Origin of the sequence: Streptomyces sp. NBC_01012 (genome assembly GCF_045162755.1) — a bacterium.
In the GTDB taxonomy this organism is placed as follows: Bacteria; Actinomycetota; Actinomycetes; order Streptomycetales; family Streptomycetaceae; genus Streptomyces.
On record NZ_CP108688.1, the window covers coordinates 6,094,147 to 6,111,119 of the forward strand.

Below are 16,973 nucleotides of genomic sequence, written 5' to 3' on the forward strand. Positions count from 1 at the left end.
CCTCCGTGCGGTGAGTTCCTAGACAGCTCCCACCACACCGGAGGTCTTCGTCATGTTCAAGACCCACTGAGTGTCAACAACGCTCGTGATCAATACATCTAGGGCGTGTCGTCCTAGGACCCCTGACGTTCACCGGCCGGTCACCCCCTGGGTGCCCGGCCGGAATCCGTATGCCGTCCACCAGCTCGCCGGTGCCCCGCCGCACCCCCAGGATCAATTAGGTTGGAGGGGCAGCGGGGAAGGTTGCAGGTACGAGAGAAGTGGACGATTTCCGGGATGAACGCACAAAGCCGAACCAAGCTCAACCAGTTGCCCGAGTGGACGGCTCTCGGCAAGCACCGTGAGGAGTTCGGCGAGACGCGTCTGCGGCAGCTGTTCGCGGATACGCCGGAGCGTGGGGAGCGCTACACCCTGCGGGTCGGCGACCTCCACATCGACTACTCCAAGCACCTCGTCACCGACGAGACGCTGCGTCTGCTGCGCGAGCTGGCCGCCGCCACGGACGTGGCCGGGCTGCGGGACGCGATGTTCCGCGGCGAGAAGATCAACACCACCGAGGACCGCGCCGTCCTGCACACCGCGCTCCGTGCCCCGCGTGGCGCCGTGATCGAGGCCGACGGCGAGAACGTGGTGCCGGCCGTGCACGCCGTCCTCGACAGGATGGCGGCCTTCTCCGACCGGATCAGGGCGGGGGAGTGGACCGGCCACACCGGCAAGCCGATCAAGAACATCGTCAACATCGGGATCGGCGGCTCCGACCTCGGACCCGCCATGGCGTACGAGGTGCTGCGCTCCTTCACGGACCGCTCGCTCACCGTCCGCTTCGTGTCGAACGTCGACGGCGCCGACCTCCACGAGGCCGTCCAGGGCCTCGACCCGGCCGAGACGCTCTTCATCGTCGCGTCCAAGACCTTCACGACGATCGAGACCATCACCAACGCCACCTCCGCCCGCGACTGGCTGCTCACCGAGCTGAGGGCCGGTCAGGAGGCCGTGGCCAAGCACTTCGTGGCGCTGTCGACGAACGCGGAGAAGGTCGCGGACTTCGGCATCGACACGGCCAACATGTTCGAGTTCTGGGACTGGGTCGGAGGCCGGTACTCCTACGACTCGGCGATCGGCCTCTCGCTGATGATCGCCATCGGCCCCGAGCGGTTCCGCGAGATGCTCGACGGCTTCCACCTCGTCGACGAGCACTTCCGCACCGCCCCCGCCGAGGAGAACGCCCCGCTGCTGCTGGGACTCCTCGGCGTCTGGTACGGCCAGTTCTTCGACGCCCAGTCGCACGCGGTGCTGCCCTACAGCCACTATCTGTCCAAGTTCACCGCGTATCTTCAGCAGCTGGACATGGAGTCCAACGGCAAGTCCGTCGACCGGGACGGCAATCCGGTGGAGTGGGAGACAGGCCCGGTCGTCTGGGGCACCCCCGGCACCAACGGACAGCACGCCTACTACCAGCTGATCCACCAGGGCACGAAGATCATCCCGGCCGACTTCATCGGCTTCGCCGCACCGGTCCACGACCTGCTGCCCGGACTGATCGCCCAGCACGACCTGCTGATGGCCAACTTCTTCGCCCAGACCCAGGCCCTGGCCTTCGGCAAGACGCCCGACGAGGTCCGCGCCGAGGGCGTGCCCGAGGAGCTCGTGCCGCACAAGACGTTCCGCGGCAACCACCCGACGACCACGATCCTCGCGGACCGTCTCACCCCCTCGGTGCTCGGCCAGCTGATCGCGCTCTACGAGCACAAGGTCTTCGTCCAGGGCGCCGTCTGGAACATCGACTCCTTCGACCAGTGGGGTGTCGAGCTCGGCAAGGTGCTCGCCAAGAAGATCGAGCCGGTCCTCACCGAGGGCACCGGAGGCGAACAGCTGGACAGCTCCACCGCCGCGCTCGTCGCGACGTACCGCTCGCTGCGCGGCCGCTGAGCGATGACCACGGGGGAGGGGGCGGTACGGCTCAGGCCACCGCGTCACCAGCCGGCCCGCGGAGCCGTCGGCTGGTGGCGGACCCGGTGGCTCCTGCTGACGGCGGCCCCGGTCGGGGTCCTGGGCGTCATCGGCGCGTTCGTCGCCCCGGCCAGGTTCTGGCTGTGGACGCCCGCCGCCGTGCTCGCGGTCATCGGGCTGTCCTGCGCCGTCCTCTTCCCCCTCTGGTGGTTCCGCACCCACCGCTGGGAGGTCACCGACGAGGCGGTCTACGTACGGACCGGGGTCTTCCTGCGGGAGTGGCGGATCGCGCCGATGTCCCGCATCCAGACCGTGGACACCGTGCGCGGCCCGCTGGAACAGCTCTTCGGGCTGGCCACGGTCACCGTCACCACCGCCTCGGCCAAGGGCGCCGTGAAGATCGAGGGCCTCGGGCACGCGACGGCCGCCGATCTCGTCGAGCGGCTCACCCGGATCACCCAGGACACCCCCGGTGACGCGACATGAGCACCGCCGCCGACGCGACGGGACCCGGGTGGCTGCGGATCGACCGGCGTACGGTCCTCGTCACCGCCCTCGTCACGGCGGGGGTGGCCTTCGGCGCCGCGGTGCCGGCCGTCGCGGGGCTGTCCGGGCGGCTGGGATACCCGGCGGCCATCGGCTGGGCCCTGGCCGGCGCCGCGCTGCTCATCGGCTGTGCGGCAGCCGGTGACTACGTGCGCTGGCGCCGCACCCGTTACCGCGTGGGCGGCGAACGCGTCGAGCTGCACACCGGTCTCCTGCTGGTCAAACGGCGTTCGCTGGCCCGCGAGCGGATCCGCAGCGTCGACCTGACCGCCGATCCGCTGCAACGGATGCTCGGTCTCGTCGTGGTACGGATCGGCACCGGCGAGCAGACCGGCGAGTCCACACTGGAGCTCGATCCCGTCACCCGCGCCGAGGGGGAGCGGCTGCGCGGCGAACTCCTCGACCGGATCGCCGTCGCGTCCCCGGGCACGCACCGCGAGGGCGAGTTGGCCAGGCTCGATCCCCGCTGGATCCGCTACGCACCGGTCTCCTTCGTCGCGCCCATGCTCGGTGGCGCGGCCGCCGGTGGTGTGATGCAGGTCAGCGACTGGGTCGGCGCACAGGGCGAGGTGATCGACTGGGTCGCGGACCGCTTCCGCGAGACCCCGCTGGTCTGGGCGATCATCGTCCTGGTCGCGGCGGCGCTGGTCGCCGGTGTCGTCGGTGCGCTCGGTCTGTGGATCGAGATGTGGTGGAACTACCGCCTGGAGCGGGAGCCGGGCGGCACCCTGCGGGTGCGGCGCGGGCTGCTGACCGCGCGCTCGCTGTCCGTGGAGGAGCGGCGGCTGCGCGGGGTGGACCTGGTGGAGCCCCTGGGCGTACGGCTGGCGGGTGCCGCCCGGGTGGACGCCATCACCACGGGCCTGGCGAAGGACGAGGAGAGCCAGGGCGCCGATCACAACACCCTGCTGCCCGCCACGCCACGCCCCTTCGCCGACGCGATCGCGGCGGAGGTCCTGCGTGAGCCCGTCTCACCGACCGGCGCCCCGCTCACCCCGCACCCCGCGGCCGCCCGTGGCCGGCGGCTGCGACGGAACATCGCCGGGGTCCTCGCCCCCGTGGTGGTCCTGGCGGTCCTGGGCGTCCTGCTGACACCCGTCCTGCTGTGGATCGCGCTCGGCTGCGCGGTCGTGGGCGCCCCGCTCGCGGTGGCGGGTGCACTCGACGCGTACCGGTCCCTGGGACACACGCTGAGCGGCACGTACCTCGTCACCCGCTCAGGTTCGCTCCGCCGCTCCACGGCGGCCCTCCAGCGGGAGGGCGTGATCGGCTGGACCGTGCGGCAGTCCTGCTTCCAGCGCAGGGCCGGGCTGCTGAGCGTCACCGCCACGACGGCCGCGGGGGCGGGCGCCTACACGGCGTACGACACGGACGCGTCCGAGGGCCTGGTCTTCGCCGCCGATGCCGTGCCCGGACTGCTGGAGCCCTTCCTCGACCGGTCCTGAGACATGGGGACGCACAGAAGAGGCCCGGTTCCGCCCCAGGGGGAGCGGAACCGGGCCCTCGACCGGTATGTGCCTACGCCGAGGCGGGCGGATACAGCGCGCGCGGCAGCCGCGAGGCCGCCGGAGCGTCCAGCAGCCACAGCGTGCGGCTGAGGCCGTAGGCCCCCGCCGCCGGTGCCTGGATCTCCCCTGCACCGGACAGCGCGATCTCGGCCGCCTCCGCCTTGTCCTCACCCGCGGCCAGCAGCCACACCTCGCGCGCCGCCCGGATGGCGGGCAGCGTGAGCGAGACACGAGTGGGCGGCGGCTTGGGAGCGCCGTGCACACCGACGACGGTGCGCTCGGTCTCCCGCACCGCGGGCAGCTCGGGGAAGAGCGAGGCGACATGGGTGTCGGGTCCCACGCCCAGCATCAGCACGTCGAACGCCGGCACCGGCCCGTGGTCCTCGGGGCGGGCCGCCGCGGCGAGCTCCGCCGCGTACCCCGCCGCAGCCGAGTCGGCGTCGCCGCCGTACGGCCCGTCGGACGCGGGCATCGCGTGGACCCGGGCGGGATCCAGACCCACCTTGTCCAGCAGGGCCTCGCGGGCCTGCGTGACATTGCGCTCCGGATCGCCCTCGGGCAGGAACCGCTCGTCGCCCCACCACAGATCGAGCCGCGACCAGTCGATCGCGTCCCGGGCGGGCGAGCCGGCGAGCGCGGCCAGCAGGCCGTTGCCGTTGCGCCCGCCGGTCAGGACCACCGAGGCGGAACCGCGAGCGGCCTGGGCGTCCACCACCTTCGTGATCAGCCTGGCCGCCGCGGCCTGAGCCATCAGCTCCTTGTCGCGGTGCACGACGAGCTGCGGAGCAGTCACTTCGACGCCGCCTTCTTGGCCGCCGCCTTCTTCGCGGCAGGAGCCGCGGAACCCGTGGGCTCCTGCTTCTTCTGCCCCGTACCGACGGCCGAAGGCTCCGTGGGCCCGCCGAGGCGCTCCACGCCGAACTTCACCGTGGCCTCGTAGATGTTGTCCGGGTCCAGACGGCGCAGCTCCTCCGCGAGGAGCTCGGCGGTCTCCCGCCGCTTGAGCGCCACCGCACGGTCCGGCTGCCCGGCCATGCAGAGCGTCGCCAGCGAGCCGTCGGGCCGGTCGAGGACGATCGTGCCGTTCTTGGTCTCCATGCGTACGGCCGTCAGACCGGGTCCGCCGGAGAGCGTGCGCTCCACCGGGACCCCGAGCCGGTCCGCGAGCCACATGGCCAGCAGCTCGCAGCTCGGGTTGTCGGACTCGCCCTCGACCGTCGCCGAGACGATCTGCGCGGGCTGCTGGTCGAGCGCCGCCGCCAGCATGGAGCGCCAGGGCGTGATGCGCGTCCAGGCCAGGTCGGTGTCGCCCGGCCGGTACGTCGCCGCACGCACCGACAGCTCGTCGAGCGGGTGCTCGGCGGAGTAGGTGTCGGTGATACGACGCTGGGCGAGCGCGCCGAGCGGGTCCCTGGCCGGGTCGGCCGGGGCGTCCTCGGGCCACCACACCACGACCGGGGCGTCCGGCAGCAGCAGCGGCAGGACGACCGACTGGGCGTGGTTGGCCAGCTCGCCGTGGAGCCGCAGCACGACGGTCTCGCCCGAGCCCGAGTCGGAACCGACCCGGAGCTCGGCGTCGAGCCGTGCGTCGCGCCGGGCGCGCGGGGACTTGCTGACCCGCTTGATCACCGCGATGATCCGCGACGGGTGCTCCCGGGAGGAGTCGCTCGCCGCCCGCAGCGCGTCGTAGGCGTTCTCCTCGTCGGTGACGATGACGAGGGTGAGCACCATGCCGATGGCGGGCGTGCCGATGGAACGGCGCGCCGAGACCAGCGACTGGTTGATCTTGCTGGACGTGGTTTCCGTGAGATCGATCTTCATGGCCGGCGCCAGCTCCGTCCGTCGCGTGCGAGCATCTCGTCGGCCTCGGCCGGTCCCCACGTGCCGGCCGGGTACTGGGCGGGCTTGCCGTGCTTGTCCCAGTACTCCTCGATCGGGTCGAGGATGTTCCAGGAGAGCTCGACCTCCTGGTGGCGCGGGAAGAGGTTGGCGTCACCGAGCAGCACATCGAGGATGAGCCGCTCGTACGCCTCCGGGCTGGACTCCGTGAAGGACTCGCCGTAGGCGAAGTCCATCGTGACGTCCCGCACCTCCATGGACGTGCCGGGCACCTTGGAGCCGAAGCGCACCGTGACCCCCTCGTCCGGCTGCACCCGGATGACCAGGGCGTTGCCGCCGAGCTCCTCCGTCGCGCCGGACTCGAAGGGCAGATAGGGGGCGCGCTTGAAGACGACCGCGATCTCGGTGACACGGCGGCCGAGGCGCTTGCCGGTACGGAGATAGAACGGCACACCCGCCCAGCGGCGGTTGTTGATCGTCAGCTTGATCGCGGCGAAGGTGTCGGTCTTCGACTTGGGGTCGATACCGTCCTCCTCCAGATAGCCGAGCGCTTCCTCGCCGCCCTGCCAGGCGTGCGCGTACTGACCGCGCACCGTGTGCTTGCCCAGGTCGTCGGGCAGCTCCACCGCGGTGAGCACCTTGAGCTTCTCGGCGACCAGCGCCTTGGGGTGGAAGGAGCCGGGCTCCTCCATCGCCGTCAGCGCCAGCAGCTGGAGCAGGTGGTTCTGGATGACGTCACGGGCGGCGCCGATGCCGTCGTAGTAACCGGCCCGGCCGCCGATGCCGATGTCCTCGGCCATCGTGATCTGGACGTGGTCGACGTACGACCTGTTCCAGATCGGCTCCCACATCGTGTTGGCGAAGCGCAGCGCCAGGATGTTCTGGACCGTCTCCTTGCCGAGGTAGTGGTCGATACGGAAGACCTCGTTCGGCGGGAAGACGTCGTGCACGAGCTGGTTCAGCTCCTGCGCGCTCTCCAGGTCGTGGCCGAAGGGCTTCTCGATGACGGCCCGTCGCCAGCTGCCTTCCTTCTGGTCGGCCAGCCCGTGCTTCTTGAGCTGCTGGACGACCTTGGGGAAGAACTTCGGCGGCACGGAGAGGTAGAAGGCGAAGTTGCCGCCCGTGCCCTGCGCCTTGTCGAGCTCCTCGATCGTGGCCCTGAGGGTCTCGAACGCGACGTCGTCGTCGAAGTTGCCCGGGACGAAGCGCATGCCCTGGCTGAGCTGCTGCCAGACCTCTTCGCGGAAGGGGGTGCGGGAATGCTCCTTGACGGCATCGTGGACGACCTGGGCGAAGTCCTCGTCCTCCCAGTCGCGGCGCGCGAAGCCGATGAGCGAGAAGCCCGGTGGCAGCAGGCCGCGGTTGGCCAGGTCATAGACGGCGGGCATCAGCTTTTTACGGGACAAATCGCCCGTGACGCCAAAGATCACCAGGCCCGACGGCCCCGCGATACGCGGGAGCCGTCGGTCCTGGGCGTCACGGAGCGGGTTGGCTCCGGGAACACCAGACAAGGTGGTCAGCCCTCCGAAGGGGCGAGGCGCTTGAGCTCCGCCTCGGTCGAGTTGAGCAGGTCGATCCAGGCGGCTTCGAACTTCTCGACGCCCTCGTCCTCCAGTACCTGGACGACGTCGTCGTAGCTGACCCCGAGCTTCTTGACCGCTTCGAGGTCGGCACGCGCCTGGTCGTAGCCACCGGCCACGGTGTTGCCGGTGATGTCACCATGGTCGGCCACGGCGTCCAGCGTCGCCTCCGGCATGGTGTTGACGGTGTTCGGCGCGACGAGGTCGTCGACGTACAGGGTGTCCTTGAGGGACGGGTCCTTGACGCCGGTGGAGGCCCACAGCGGGCGCTGCTTGTTGGCGTGCTCCCTGTCCAGGGCGGCCCAGCGGTCGCTCGCGAAGACCTCCTCGTACGCCTCGTAGGCCAGACGGGCGTTGGCGAGGGCCGACTTGCCCTTCGCGGCCTTCGCCGCGTCGCTGCCGACCGCGTCCAGGCGCTTGTCGATCTCGGTGTCCACACGGGACACGAAGAAGGACGCCACGGAGTGGATCCGGGAGAGGTCGAGACCCGCGGTCTTCGCCTTCTCCAGGCCCGCCAGGTAGGCGTCCATGACCTCGCGGTAGCGCTCCAGCGAGAAGATCAGCGTGACGTTGACGCTGATGCCACGCCCGATGGTCTCGGTGATGGCGGGCAGGCCCGCCTTCGTCGCCGGGATCTTGATGAGCGTGTTCGGCCGGTCCACCAGCCACGCGAGCTGCTTGGCCTCGGCGATGGTGGCCCGCGTGTTGTGGGCCAGGCGCGGGTCGACCTCGATGGAGACCCGGCCGTCCTGGCCGTCGGTGGCGTCGAAGACGGGGCGCAGGATGTCGGCCGCGTCGCGTACGTCCGCGGTCGTGATCATGCGGATCGCTTCTTCGACGGTGACCTTGCGGGCGGCGAGGTCGGTGAGCTGCTGGTCGTAACCGTGGCCCTGGGAGATCGCCTTCTGGAAGATCGACGGGTTCGTCGTCACACCGACGACATGGCTCTGGTCGATGAGCTCGGCGAGGTTGCCGGAGGTGATCCGCTTGCGCGAGAGGTCGTCCAGCCAGATCGCCACGCCCTCGTCGGAGAGGCGCTTGAGTGCGTCTGTCATGAGAATTGCATCTCCTACTAGTCGTATATCCGCGTCAGCGCGCGGCGGCGGCGAGAGATTCCCGGGCGGCTTCCACGACGTGTGCGGCGGTGAAGCCGAACTCGCGGAAGAGGACCTTGGCGTCCGCCGACGCACCGAAGTGCTCCAGCGAGACGATCCGGCCCGCTTCGCCCACGTACCGGTACCAGGTGAGGCCGATGCCCGCCTCGACGGCGACCCGGGCCTTCACGGACGGCGGCAGCACGCTGTCCTTGTACGCCTGGTCCTGCTCCTCGAACCACTCGACACACGGCATGGAGACCACACGGGTCGGCACACCGGCCGCCTGGAGCTCGTCGCGGGCCTCGACGGCCAGCTGGACCTCGGAGCCCGTGGCGATCAGGACCGTCTGCGCGTCGCCGCCCTCGGCGTCGAGGAGGACGTAGCCGCCCTTGGCCGCGTTCTCGTTCGCCGGGTAGGTCGGCAGACCCTGGCGGGACAGCGCCAGGCCGTGCGGGGCGCTCCTGCCGAAGTCCTTCTTGCCGCGCCTGAGGATCTCGCGCCAGGCGATGGACGTCTCGTTGGCGTCACCGGGACGGACGACGTTGAGGCCCGGGATCGCGCGCAGCGAGGCGAGGTGCTCGACGGGCTGGTGCGTGGGGCCGTCCTCGCCGAGACCGATCGAGTCGTGCGTCCAGACGTACGTCACCGGCAGGTGCATCAGCGCGGAGAGGCGCACGGCGTTGCGCATGTAGTCGGAGAACACCAGGAAGGTGCCACCGTAGATACGGGTGTTGCCGTGCAGCGCGATGCCGTTCATGGCCCCGGCCATGGCGTGCTCGCGGATCCCGAAGTGGATCGTCCGGCCGTACGGGTCGGCCTCGGGCAGCGGGTTGCCCGCCGGGAGGAACGACGACGTCTTGTCGATCGTGGTGTTGTTCGAGCCGGCGAGGTCGGCGGAGCCGCCCCAGAGCTCGGGGATGACCCCGCCGAGCGCCTGAAGGACCTTGCCGGACGCCGCACGCGTGGCGATCGAGTGCCCGGCCTCGAAGACGGGGAGCTCGTTCTCCCAGCCCGCGGGCAGCTCGCCGGCGTCGACGCGGTCGAGGTCGGCGGCGCGCTCCGGGTTGGAGGTGCGCCAGGCGGCGAAGGACTTCTCCCACTCGGCCTTGGCCTCGCGGCCGCGGTCCAGCGCCTCACGGGTGTGCGCGATGACCTCGTCGGAGACCTCGAAGGTCTTCTCCGGGTCGAAGCCGAGCACCCGCTTGGTGGCCGCGATCTCGTCGTCGCCGAGCGCCGAGCCGTGCGAGGCGCCGGTGTTCTGGGCGTTCGGCGCGGGCCAGGCGATGATCGAGCGGGCCGCGATGAACGACGGGCGCTCCGTCTCGGCCTTGGCGGCCAGCAGCGCGCGGTACAGACCCTCGGGGTCCAGGTCGCCGCTGGGCAGCTGGTCCACCCGCTGGACGTGCCAGCCGTAGGACTCGTAACGCTTCAGGGTGTCCTCGGAGACCGCGGTCTCCGTGTCACCCTCGATCGAGATGTGGTTGTCGTCCCACAGCAGCACCAGGTTGCCGAGCTTCTGGTGGCCGGCCAGCGAGGACGCCTCGGCCGAGATGCCCTCCTGGAGGCAGCCGTCACCGGCGACGACCCAGACGGTGTGGTCGAACGGGGAGGTACCGGCGGGCGCCTGCGGGTCGAAGAGACCGCGCTCGTAGCGGGCGGCCATCGCCATGCCCACGGCGTTGGCGACACCCTGGCCCAGCGGGCCGGTCGTGGTCTCGACACCGGTGGTGTGGCCGTACTCCGGGTGGCCCGGGGTCTTGGAGCCCCAGGTGCGGAACGACTTGAGGTCGTCCAGCTCCAGGCCGTATCCGGCGAGGTAGAGCTGGATGTACAGCGTCAGGCTGGAGTGGCCCGCGGACAGCACGAAGCGGTCGCGTCCGGTCCAGTCCGCGTCCGCCGGGTCGTGGCGCATCACCTTCTGGAAGAGGGTGTATGCGGCAGGAGCGAGGCTCATCGCCGTGCCCGGGTGGCCGTTTCCGACTTTCTGTACGGCATCCGCGGCGAGGACACGGACAGTGTCCACGGCCCGCTGGTCCAATTCGGTCCACTGGAGGTCTGTGGTGGTCGGCTTGGTGCTCACCCTGAGTCAGGGCTCCTCTCCACTGTTGTAAACCGGTGACTGGATACCGCACCGGGCATTGCCGAGCCTACCCCCGTCGCACGGCCCTGCTTTCGCCCTTTCCACAGTGCGGGCGACCTGCGGAGTTCGCCTCCCGTATGAGCACCCGCGTTCACTTCTGCGCCACCCCAACACGACCCCACCCCCGCGAAGAGCGGTGTGTGCCCAACGTCTACAGTGGTCTGGTTCGCGCAAGTCTTTACCGGGTCCTCAGGCCTGGAGCTTGCTGGGATTTCTCTGTCAGGGGTGTGCGTGACGGCCGTCGAGTCCCGACCCGCAGGGGTCGCCTTGACTCCGAGCCCAGTGGGCCATCGCCCGTTCGGGGCCCGCATCAAGGCATTCGTGGCTCTTACCAAGCCGCGCATCATCGAGCTGCTGTTGATCACCACCGTTCCGGTGATGTTCCTCGCCGCTCAGGGCGTGCCCGATCTATGGCTCGTAGTGACCACCACCATCGGCGGATATCTCTCCGCGGGTGGTGCCAATGCGCTCAACATGTATATCGACCGTGACATCGACGCGCTGATGGACCGTACGTCCCAGCGACCGCTGGTCACGGGCATGGTGAGCCCGCGGGAGTGCCTCGCCTTCGGAATCGCTCTCGCGGTGATTTCAACGGTCTGGTTCGGATTCTTCGTCAACTGGCTCTCCGCGGCGCTCGCGCTCGGCGCACTTCTGTTCTACGTCGTCGTCTACACGATGGTGTTGAAGCGCCGTACTTCGCAGAACATCGTCTGGGGCGGAATCGCCGGCTGCATGCCCGTCCTCATCGGCTGGTCCGCCGTGACCAATTCGATGTCCTGGGCCGCGGTCATTCTTTTCGCCGTCATCTTCTTCTGGACGCCGCCGCACTACTGGCCGCTGTCGATGAAGGTGAAGGAGGACTACGCCCGGGTCGGTGTGCCGATGCTTCCGGTCGTCGCCTCCAACAAGGTGGTCGCCCGCCAGATCGTCATCTACAGCTGGGTGATGGTGGCCGTCTCGCTGCTCCTGACCCCGCTGGGCTACACCGGCTGGTTCTACACGGCGGTGGCGCTGCTGACCGGCGGATTCTGGCTCTGGGAGGCGCACGGCCTGCAGAACCGGGCGAAGTCCGGCGTGACCGGCGGCAAGCTCAAGGAGATGCGGCTGTTTCACTGGTCCATCACCTATGTCTCGCTCCTCTTCGTCGCCGTCGCGGTCGACCCCTTCCTGAGGTAGCTCCTGGGGCACTCCCGCGCGTACCGAATCTCCGCCGACGGGCGGGGGACGTGGCCGATGCCACGCCCCCCGCCCGTCGCCAGTTGATCTACCCGTCGGTAGCATCCTGTTCATGGCAGAGACGGCAGAGCACCGGACCCAGCAGACGGACGACGGCGAGCAGGCGGCCGAGAGCAGGCGCGCGGCCCGCGCGGAGCGCAAGGCCGCCAGGCTCGCCAAGCAGATCGGTTCCTTCGCCAAGGCGCACGGCGGAGCCGAGGGGCAGCTCGCCCACCTCGGCCAGATGGGCACCCGCATCGTGCTGGTCGGCGAGGACGGCGGCTGGGGCGACCTGGTCGCGCCCTCCTACGCCGTGGCCGAGAGCGCCACGCGGAAGGCGGGCATCACGGTCCACGAGAACTTCGACGGCGACTTCGCGGCCAAGGTCAGGACCGGGCCGTACGAATGGTCCCGGATGGCCGGCATCCAGGTCGGCGGACCGTCCGACAAGGCCTGAGCCCGGCCTGTCCAAGGCCCGCGTGGCCAGGGGGAATCGTCGACCCGTGCCCCGCGCGACGGCGAGGTGTGCCGGTGCGTCATCGTGACCGCGGAAACCGTGACAGAGACAGCAACCCTCCGTACCGAAGGAACCGTGAATGCGCACATGGATCTGCTGACCGCACTGCGCACCCACCGGATCGTCGCCATCGTGCGCGGCGACGACCCGGACGCCGCGCTCAGGACCGTACTCACCCTGGCCGACGAGGGCCTGGCGCTCATCGAGGTCTCCCTCAGCGGCAAGGACGCGCTCGATGTCATCCGGCGGGCCCGTGCCGCCCTCGGCCCCACCGCACCGCTCGGCGCGGGCACCGTCCTGACCGGTGCGGACGCGAGCGCGGCAGAGGAGGCGGGGGCCGACTTCGTCGTCACCCCTGCCGTGTGCGAGGGCGTCAGCGAGGCGAAGCGTCTCGGGCTGCCCGTACTGGCGGGGGTGATGACCCCCACCGACATCGTGGCCGCACAGCGGCTCGGCGCCGACGCGTACAAGCTCTTCCCGGCGGCGCAGGCCGGCGGACCCGGCTATCTGAAGGCCCTGAGCGGGCCGTTCCCCGACGCGCCGTTCGTGCCGGTCGGGGGAGTGGATGCCGAACTGGCCCGTGGCTATCTCGCCCAGGGTGCCATCGCCGTGGGTGTCGGCTCCCCGCTGATCGGAGACGCCGCCGACAGCGGCACCGACGGCGGTGGCGCCGAAGCGCTGCGTGCCCGTGCCCGCGGCTTCCTCGATGTCGTGCGTCTCCCCACGGACAGCGGGCGATGAACGCCCGTCCCCCGGTCACCTGCATCGGCGAGACCATGGCCGCACTCGTGCCGGAGCCGGCCGCCCCGCTGGAGGGCGCAGGACACCTCGGAGTACGGATCGCCGGCGCGGAGTCGAACGTGGCGATGTATCTCGCCGACCACGGGGTGCCGGCCCGCTGGGTCTCCGCCCTCGGCGACGACCCGTTCGGCCGCCGGATCCTCGGCGAAGTGGCCGCCTCCGGTGTCGATGTCAGCGGGGTGCGCACCGACCCGCACCGGCCGACCGGGCTCCTCGTCAAGGACCCCGGCACCGAAAGCACCCGGGTCCACTACTACCGCCGCGGCTCCGCCGCTTCGGCCCTGACCCCGGACCTGCTCACCGGCGACGCGGTGCGCACCGCCGGACTCGTCCACCTCAGCGGCATCACCCCGGCGCTCTCCGCGAGCTGCCGCGACCTGGTCGCCGCGCTGCTGGATCCTCCCGCGGCCGAACGCCCCTGCCCCGTCAGCTTCGACGTCAATCACCGGCCCGCCCTGTGGCCGGACGGCACGGCCCCCGCCGTGCTGCTGGCCTTCGCCCGGCGGGCGGACATCACCTTCGTCGGCCTCGACGAGGCCCAGGCCCTGTGGGGGGAGGAACTGCGGGACGCGGCCGATGTGCGCGAGCTCCTGCCCGAGCCCCGTGTCCTGGTCGTCAAGGACGGCGGACGGGCCGCGACCGCCTTCGACGGCGGCAGGACCCACACCGTGCCCGCACCCCGGGTCGACGTCGTCGAACCGGTCGGCGCGGGTGACGCGTTCGCCGCCGGGTTCCTCGCCGGACTGCTGCGCGGCGAGGAACCTGTACGCGCGCTGCGGCTCGGCCACCTCACCGCGGGAGCCGCGCTGCGGGTCACCGGGGACCACGGACCGCTTCCCGGCCCTGGCCGGCTCGCCGCGCTGCTGGACGCGGCGCCGGAGGAATGGGCATCAGGCCGGTGATGTCGCCACGGGCCTGAAGCGTGGTGGCGGCCGGGGCTCGACCCGGCGGCCGGGGCTCAGCCCGCGGCGGCGGGCTCGGGCCGCTCGGCCGCAGGGCCGGGCACCTGGGGAACGGACACGGGCCGCTCGCGCTGCGACAGCAGCACGCGCACGACGCCGATCCAGACCAGGCACGAGCCGAACATGTGCAGCCCGACCAGGATCTCGGGGGTGTCGGTGAAGTACTGCACATAGCCGATGACGCCCTGCGCCATCAGGATCAGGAACAGGTCCCGGGTGCGGTGCAGCGGGCCGACGGGGGCGTCGACGGCCTTCAGGACGAACCAGAGCGCGACGGTCAGCGCCACCACGACCCAGGCGAGATCGGCGTGGAGCTGCGCGATCATCTTCCAGTCGATCGGGATGCGGTGGACGTCGCTGGAGTCCCCGGCGTGCCGTCCGGCCCCCGTGACCACCGTGCCGACCGCGATCAGCAGCCCGGCCGCGACCACCAGCAGCCAGGTCAGCTGCGAGACCGCCTTGCCGACCAGCGGGCGGGGTTCGGTGTCGCCCTCCCGGACCCGCTGCCAGGTCAGCAGGGCGAGGGTGAGGAGGGCGGTGGAGAGCAGGAAGTGCGCCGCCACGGTGTACGGGTTGAGGCCGACCAGCACGACGACGCCGCCGAGAACGGCGTTGCTCATGACCACCCAGAACTGCGCCCAGCCGAGCCGGGTGACCCCGCGCCGCCACGGCTTCGCCGACCGGCCGGCGATGATCGCCCAGCCGACCGCCGCGCACAGGACGTACGTCAGCATCCGGTTGCCGAACTCGATGACGCCGTGGAAGCCCATCGCGCTCGTCGCGGTCAGGCTCTCCTCGGTGCACTTGGGCCAGGTGGGGCAGCCGAGACCGGAACCGGTCAGCCGCACCGCACCGCCGGTGACGACGATCACGACCGCCATGACGACGGCCGACATCGCCGCACGGCGCACCGTCCGGGGGGACGGAGTCCAGCGTTCGGCGATGAAGAGGAGCGGGTTCCGCACGGCTTGAGCGACTTCGGCTCGGGTCAGCTTGGGCACGCGGACCATCGTAGGCGGCCGCTTGTGCAAGCTTTCACGAGGGGGAGGAGTACGCCCGCACCTGCGACGGAGCGCGTCGGGACGCTCACTCCCAGCGGAAGAACCGTGCCGCCGCGCCCAGTCCCACGACCGACCAGACGGCCAGGACCGCGGCGTCGCCCCAGGGCATCGCCGCGCCGTGCTGGAGGACGTCCCTCAGCCCGTCCGAGAGCGCCGCGATCGGGAGCAGGCCCAGCACCGACTGCGCCGCGTCCGGGAACTTGTCCAGCGGCACGATGACCCCGCCGCCGACCAGCAGCAGCAGGAAGACCAGGTTGGCCGCGGCCAGCGTCGCCTCGGCCTTCAGCGTCCCCGCCATCAGCAGCCCGAGCCCGGAGAAGGCCACGGTGCCCAGCGTCAGGAGCAGCAGCACCGCGAAGGGGTTGCCCTCGGGCGACCAGCCGAGGGCGAAGGCGATCACCGTCAGCAGGACGATCTGCAACACCTCCGTGACCAGCACCGAGAGTGTCTTCGCCGTCATCAGGCCCCAGCGGGGCAGGGGCGATGCGCCCAGCCGCTTGAGCACCCCGTAGCGGCGCTCGAAGCCGGTCGCGATGGCCTGGCCGGTGAAGGCCGTGGACATCACCGCGAGGGCCAGGACCCCGGGCGCCAGGAAGTCGACCGGCTCGGCCGCACCGGTGTCGACGATGTCGACCGCGCTGAACAGCACGAGCAGCAGGGTCGGGATGACCACGGTGAGCAGCAGCTGTTCGCCGTTGCGCAGCAGCATCCGCGTCTCCAGCGCGGCCTGCGCGGCGATCATGCGGGGCAGCGGGGCGGCGCCGGGGCGCGGGGTGTACGTACCGGCGCTCATGCGCGCAGCTCCTTGCCGGTCAGTTCCAGGAAGACGTCCTCCAGGGTGTGCCGCTCCACCGCGATGCCGTCCGGCATCACCCCGTGCTGGGCGCACCAGGAGGTGACGGTCGCCAGCAGCTCCGGGTCGATCTGCCCGGTGATGCGGTAGGCGCCGGTGGTGAGCTCGGCCGCCTCGCTGCCGTCGGGCAGCGCCTTCAGCAGCGAGCCGAGGTCCAGGCCGGGGCGGCCGGTGAAGCGCAGGGTGTTCTCGGCGCCCCCGCGGCACAGCTGCTCCGGGCTGCCCTGGGCCATGACCCGTCCCGCGTCGATGACGGCGACGTCGTCGGCGAGCTCCTCGGCCTCGTCCATGAAGTGGGTGGTGAGGACGACCGAGACGCCGTCGGCACGCAGCTCCCGGACCAGGTCCCACGTCGAGCGGCGGGCCTGCGGGTCGAGACCCGCCGTCGGCTCGTCGAGGAAGAGCAGCTCGGGGCGGCCCACCACGGCCATGGCCAGGGCGAGACGCTGCTGCTGGCCGCCGGAGAGCCTGCGGTAGGTGGTCCGGCCGCAGCTGCCGAGCCCGAGGCGCTCGACGAGCGCGTCGACGTCCAGCGGGTGGGCGTGCAGCTTGGCCATGTGGCGCAGCATCTCGTCGGCGCGGGCGCCGGAGTAGACGCCGCCCGACTGGAGCATCACGCCGATGCGCGGGCGCAGCGCGGCGGCGTCGGCGACCGGATCGAGGCCGAGGACCCGTACGGTCCCCTCGTCCGGACGGCGGTAGCCCTCGCAGGTTTCGATCGTGGTGGTCTTGCCGGCGCCGTTGGGGCCGAGGACCGCGGTCACGGCGCCCGCCGCGACCTCCAGATCGAGGCCGTCCACCGCCGCTTCCGTGCCGTACCGCTTGACCAGGCCCCTGGCCTGTACGACGGGCTCGCTGCTCATGGCGGGCAATTCTAGGCCGGTGGGGGAGGGGTCCGACG

Annotated in this window: 15 protein-coding genes; 7 read left to right on the plus strand and 8 right to left on the minus strand. The window is 71.0% G+C overall.

Going from position 1 to position 16,973, the window contains the following annotated elements; translation table 11 throughout:
• Positions 1-276: 276 nt before the first annotated feature.
• The 3 genes from pgi to OG623_RS27390 are packed head-to-tail and all read left to right on the plus strand — an operon-like array spanning position 277 to position 3,941.
• Entirely contained in the window at positions 277-1,929 is a 1,653-nt protein-coding gene (gene pgi / locus OG623_RS27380; RefSeq protein ID WP_406150057.1) for a glucose-6-phosphate isomerase, read from the plus strand.
• Positions 1,930-1,932: 3 nt separating this feature from the next.
• Positions 1,933-2,436, plus strand: coding sequence for a PH domain-containing protein (locus OG623_RS27385; protein WP_406150058.1), 504 nt, complete (start codon positions 1,933-1,935; stop codon positions 2,434-2,436).
• Entirely contained in the window at positions 2,433-3,941 is a 1,509-nt protein-coding gene (locus OG623_RS27390; RefSeq protein WP_406150060.1) for a PH domain-containing protein, read from the plus strand. The genes OG623_RS27385 and OG623_RS27390 overlap by 4 nt, the downstream gene beginning before the upstream one ends.
• A gap of 73 nt (positions 3,942-4,014) precedes the next feature.
• Here the strand turns inward: OG623_RS27390 and pgl are convergent, their stop codons facing one another.
• Genes pgl through tkt form a run of 5 tightly spaced genes read right to left on the minus strand, consistent with a single transcriptional unit; the run spans position 4,015 to position 10,600 of the window.
• Positions 4,015-4,797: a 6-phosphogluconolactonase gene (gene pgl / locus OG623_RS27395; protein WP_406150062.1), complete on the minus strand. Its 783-nt coding sequence runs from the start codon at positions 4,795-4,797 to the stop codon at positions 4,015-4,017.
• The gene (gene opcA / locus OG623_RS27400) at positions 4,794-5,825 is read right to left on the minus strand and encodes a glucose-6-phosphate dehydrogenase assembly protein OpcA (protein ID WP_406150064.1); all 1,032 of its coding nucleotides are present in this window, start codon (positions 5,823-5,825) and stop codon (positions 4,794-4,796) included. The genes pgl and opcA overlap by 4 nt, the downstream gene beginning before the upstream one ends.
• The gene (zwf, locus tag OG623_RS27405) at positions 5,822-7,354 is read right to left on the minus strand and encodes a glucose-6-phosphate dehydrogenase (RefSeq protein ID WP_406150066.1); all 1,533 of its coding nucleotides are present in this window, start codon (positions 7,352-7,354) and stop codon (positions 5,822-5,824) included. Before zwf ends, opcA begins: the two co-directional genes overlap by 4 nt.
• A 5-nt stretch (positions 7,355-7,359) precedes the next feature.
• Complete coding sequence (gene tal, locus OG623_RS27410) at positions 7,360-8,478, minus strand: transaldolase (RefSeq protein WP_406150068.1); 1,119 nt, start codon at positions 8,476-8,478, stop codon at positions 7,360-7,362.
• A gap of 34 nt (positions 8,479-8,512) precedes the next feature.
• Positions 8,513-10,600, minus strand: a complete 2,088-nt coding sequence (gene tkt, locus OG623_RS27415) for a transketolase (RefSeq protein ID WP_406150069.1) — start codon at positions 10,598-10,600, stop codon at positions 8,513-8,515.
• A gap of 285 nt (positions 10,601-10,885) precedes the next feature.
• Here tkt and OG623_RS27420 point away from each other — a divergent pair, with 285 nt between their 5' ends.
• The 4 genes from OG623_RS27420 (at position 10,886) to OG623_RS27435 (ending at position 14,098) form a co-directional block, all read left to right on the plus strand.
• On the plus strand, positions 10,886-11,839 hold the full coding sequence (locus OG623_RS27420; protein ID WP_406150071.1) for a heme o synthase: 954 nt from the start codon (positions 10,886-10,888) through the stop codon (positions 11,837-11,839).
• Positions 11,840-11,951: 112 nt separating this feature from the next.
• Positions 11,952-12,335: a hypothetical protein gene (locus OG623_RS27425; RefSeq protein WP_406150073.1), complete on the plus strand. Its 384-nt coding sequence runs from the start codon at positions 11,952-11,954 to the stop codon at positions 12,333-12,335.
• Between the two features lie 147 nt (positions 12,336-12,482).
• A complete protein-coding gene (locus OG623_RS27430) occupies positions 12,483-13,136 on the plus strand; it encodes a bifunctional 4-hydroxy-2-oxoglutarate aldolase/2-dehydro-3-deoxy-phosphogluconate aldolase (RefSeq protein ID WP_406150074.1) in 654 nt (217 codons plus the stop codon).
• On the plus strand, positions 13,133-14,098 hold the full coding sequence (locus OG623_RS27435; protein ID WP_406150076.1) for a sugar kinase: 966 nt from the start codon (positions 13,133-13,135) through the stop codon (positions 14,096-14,098). Before OG623_RS27430 ends, OG623_RS27435 begins: the two co-directional genes overlap by 4 nt.
• A 56-nt stretch (positions 14,099-14,154) precedes the next feature.
• Here OG623_RS27435 and OG623_RS27440 read toward each other — a convergent pair whose 3' ends face one another.
• The 3 genes from OG623_RS27440 to OG623_RS27450 all read right to left on the minus strand — a co-directional run bounded on the left by OG623_RS27440 (position 14,155) and on the right by OG623_RS27450 (position 16,935).
• Positions 14,155-15,168, minus strand: a complete 1,014-nt coding sequence (locus OG623_RS27440; RefSeq protein WP_406150077.1) for a COX15/CtaA family protein — start codon at positions 15,166-15,168, stop codon at positions 14,155-14,157.
• Between the two features lie 76 nt (positions 15,169-15,244).
• Entirely contained in the window at positions 15,245-16,012 is a 768-nt protein-coding gene (locus OG623_RS27445; protein ID WP_406150078.1) for an ABC transporter permease, read from the minus strand.
• A complete protein-coding gene (locus tag OG623_RS27450; protein WP_406150079.1) occupies positions 16,009-16,935 on the minus strand; it encodes an ABC transporter ATP-binding protein in 927 nt (308 codons plus the stop codon). Before OG623_RS27450 ends, OG623_RS27445 begins: the two co-directional genes overlap by 4 nt.
• Positions 16,936-16,973: the final 38 nt, after the last annotated feature.

Excerpts from the sequence above, each read along its gene's own strand:
- pgi (WP_406150057.1), top strand. The coding sequence starts at position 277 with ATGAACGCACAAAGCCGAACCAAGCTCAACCAGTTGCCCGAGTGGACG.
- OG623_RS27385 (WP_406150058.1), top strand. The coding sequence starts at position 1,933 with ATGACCACGGGGGAGGGGGCGGTACGGCTCAGGCCACCGCGTCACCAG.
- OG623_RS27390 (WP_406150060.1), top strand. The coding sequence starts at position 2,433 with ATGAGCACCGCCGCCGACGCGACGGGACCCGGGTGGCTGCGGATCGAC.
- opcA (WP_406150064.1), bottom strand. The coding sequence starts at position 5,825 with ATGAAGATCGATCTCACGGAAACCACGTCCAGCAAGATCAACCAGTCG.
- tal (WP_406150068.1), bottom strand. The coding sequence starts at position 8,478 with ATGACAGACGCACTCAAGCGCCTCTCCGACGAGGGCGTGGCGATCTGG.
- OG623_RS27425 (WP_406150073.1), top strand. The coding sequence starts at position 11,952 with ATGGCAGAGACGGCAGAGCACCGGACCCAGCAGACGGACGACGGCGAG.
- OG623_RS27430 (WP_406150074.1), top strand. The coding sequence starts at position 12,483 with ATGGATCTGCTGACCGCACTGCGCACCCACCGGATCGTCGCCATCGTG.
- OG623_RS27435 (WP_406150076.1), top strand. The coding sequence starts at position 13,133 with ATGAACGCCCGTCCCCCGGTCACCTGCATCGGCGAGACCATGGCCGCA.
- OG623_RS27440 (WP_406150077.1), bottom strand. The coding sequence starts at position 15,168 with ATGGTCCGCGTGCCCAAGCTGACCCGAGCCGAAGTCGCTCAAGCCGTG.
- OG623_RS27445 (WP_406150078.1), bottom strand. The coding sequence starts at position 16,012 with ATGAGCGCCGGTACGTACACCCCGCGCCCCGGCGCCGCCCCGCTGCCC.
- OG623_RS27450 (WP_406150079.1), bottom strand. The coding sequence starts at position 16,935 with ATGAGCAGCGAGCCCGTCGTACAGGCCAGGGGCCTGGTCAAGCGGTAC.